Genomic DNA, 3185 nt, shown 5'->3' on the forward strand with positions numbered 1-3185 from the left:
TCCACTGCACTAGCGCCGCCAAGATAATTCTTTAGATTCTTTCTATTCTTTATGTCTTTTCTATTTCTTCTTCACTTCTTCAACAAAAACAAGCCAAAACCCTTGAGTGTTGTATAGTTAAGCCTCTCGGGCAATTAGTACTGGTTAGCTCAACGGCTCACACCGCTTACACACCCAGCCTATCTACGTCGTAGTCTCCAACAACCCTTACTGACTCTAAGTCAGGGAGAACTCATCTTAAGGCAAGTTTCGTGCTTAGATGCTTTCAGCACTTATCTCTTCCGCATTTAGCTACCCAGCAGTGCCTCTGGCGAGACAACTGGTACACCAGTGATGCGTCCACTCCGGTCCTCTCGTACTAGGAGCAGCCCCTCTCAATTCTCCAACGCCCACGGCAGATAGGGACCGAACTGTCTCACGACGTTCTAAACCCAGCTCGCGTACCACTTTAAATGGCGAACAGCCATACCCTTGGGACCTACTTCAGCCCCAGGATGTGATGAGCCGACATCGAGGTGCCAAACACCGCCGTCGATATGAACTCTTGGGCGGTATCAGCCTGTTATCCCCGGAGTACCTTTTATCCGTTGAGCGATGGCCCTTCCATTCAGAACCACCGGATCACTATGACCTGCTTTCGCACCTGCTCGACTTGTCTGTCTCGCAGTTAAGCTTGCTTATACCATTGCACTAACCTGACGATGTCCGACCGTCATTAGCAAACCTTCGTGCTCCTCCGTTACGCTTTGGGAGGAGACCGCCCCAGTCAAACTACCCACCAGACACTGTCCGAGTACCCGTTTCAGGCACTTCGTTAGAACATCAAACGTTAAAGGGTGGTATTTCAACAACGACTCCACGATAACTGGCGTTACCGCTTCACAGTCTCCCACCTATCCTACACATCAAAATTCAAGGTTCAGTGTCAAGCTATAGTAAAGGTTCACGGGGTCTTTCCGTCTAGCCGCGGGTACACCGCATCTTCACGGCGATTTCAATTTCACTGAGTCTCGGGTGGAGACAGCCTGGCCATCATTATGCCATTCGTGCAGGTCGGAACTTACCCGACAAGGAATTTCGCTACCTTAGGACCGTTATAGTTACGGCCGCCGTTTACTGGGGCTTCGATCAGGAGCTTCTCTTTCGATTACACCATCAATTAACCTTCCAGCACCGGGCAGGCATCACACCCTATACGTCCACTTTCGTGTTTGCAGAGTGCTGTGTTTTTAATAAACAGTTGCAGCCAGCTGGTATCTTCGACTGGTTCATGCTCCATTCGCAAAGAACTTCACACTACGCCAGCGCACCTTCTCCCGAAGTTACGGTGCTATTTTGCCTAGTTCCTTCACCCGAGTTCTCTCAAGCGCCTGAGTATTCTCTACCTGACCACCTGTGTCGGTTTTCAGTACGGTTTAGATAAACCTGAAGCTTAGTGGCTTTTCCTGGAAGTGTGGTATCAATTACTTCAGCACCTTAGTGCCTCGTCATCATCTCTCAGTGTTTACAGTGAACCGGATTTGCCTAGTCCACCCACCTACCAACTTAAACGTACATCTCCAACAGTACGCTAACCTAACCTACTCCGTCCCCACATCGCAGTTTATCCAAGTACGGGAATATTAACCCGTTTCCCATCGACTACGCTTTTCAGCCTCGCCTTAGGGGCCGACTCACCCTGCCCCGATTAACGTTGGACAGGAACCCTTGGTCTTCCGGCGAACGGGTTTTTCACCCGTTTTATCGTTACTTATGTCAGCATTCGCACTTGTGATACGTCCAGCAATCCTCTCAAATCACCTTCTTCCGCTTACACAACGCTCCCCTACCCAACAGTATTGCTACTGATGCCGCAGCTTCGGTACTATATTTTAGCCCCGTTACATCTTCCGCGCAGGCCGACTCGACTAGTGAGCTATTACGCTTTCTTTAAATGGTGGCTGCTTCTAAGCCAACATCCTAGCTGTCTAAGCCTTCCCACTTCGTTTCCCACTTAATATAGATTTTGGGACCTTAGCTGGCGGTCTGGGTTGTTTCCCTCTCCACGACGGACGTTAGCACCCGCCGTGTGTCTCCTGAGTATCACTCTTTGGTATTCGGAGTTTGCATCGGTTTGGTAACCCGGGATGGGCCCCTAGCCGAAACAGTGCTCTACCCCCAAAGGTGTCCGCTCAAGGCTCTACCTAAATAGATTTCGGGGAGAACCAGCTATCTCCCGGTTTGATTGGCCTTTCACCCCCAGCCACAGGTCATCCGCTAATTTTTCAACATTAGTCGGTTCGGTCCTCCAGTTAGTGTTACCCAACCTTCAACCTGCCCATGGCTAGATCACCGGGTTTCGGGTCTATACCTTGCAACTAAACGCCCAGTTAAGACTCGGTTTCCCTTCGGCTCCCTTATTCAGTTAACCTCGCTACAAAATATAAGTCGCTGACCCATTATACAAAAGGTACGCAGTCACCCTTTCGGGCTCCCACTGCTTGTACGTACAGGGTTTCAGGTTCTATTTCACTCCCCTCACCGGGGTTCTTTTCGCCTTTCCTTCACAGTACTGGTTCACTATCGGTCAATCAGGAGTATTTAGCCTTGGAGGATGGTCCCCCCATCTTCAAACAGGATTCCTCGTGTCCCGCCCTACTTTTCGTAAGCTTAGTACCACACGCGATTTTTTAGATACGGGGCTATCACCCTGTGTCGCTTAGCTTCCCAGCTAATTCTCCTAAATCACATGCTATCACTTACTGGCTCCTCCGCTTTCGCTCGCCGCTACTCACAGAATCTCGGTTGATTTCTTTTCCTCGGGGTACTTAGATGTTTCAGTTCTCCCGGTTCGCCTTACGAGGCTATTTTATTCACCTAGTAATGATAGGCTCTTCGCCTATCGGGTTTCCCCATTCGGACATCGTGGGTTAAACGCTTCTTATCAACTCACCCACGCTTTTCGCAGATTAGCACGTCCTTCTTCGCCTCTGATTGCCAAGGCATCCGCCCTGTACGCTTTCTCACTTAACTATACAACCTCAAGGATTTTTCCCCGAAGTTGTTCTCTCGTTGAGAACGCTTACTTGCTTTTGTTCAAGTAAGCCTTTTACTCAGACTTTTTCAATTTAATAAGAAAATGGCTCTATCACGATTACCACTCCCCCATCAGCTTGAAAGTCTCTTCAGTTTTCAGCTTGTTTTTA

At 49.2% G+C, this 3185-nt stretch carries 1 rRNA gene; it reads right to left on the reverse strand.

From position 1 onward, the window contains the following. Positions 1-113: 113 nt before the first annotated feature. Positions 114-3012, reverse strand: a 23S ribosomal RNA gene (locus C3Z13_RS01355). Positions 3013-3185: the final 173 nt, after the last annotated feature.

This window comes from Avibacterium endocarditidis, assembly GCF_002921145.1.
GTDB classification, from domain to species: domain Bacteria; phylum Pseudomonadota; class Gammaproteobacteria; order Enterobacterales; family Pasteurellaceae; genus Avibacterium; species Avibacterium endocarditidis.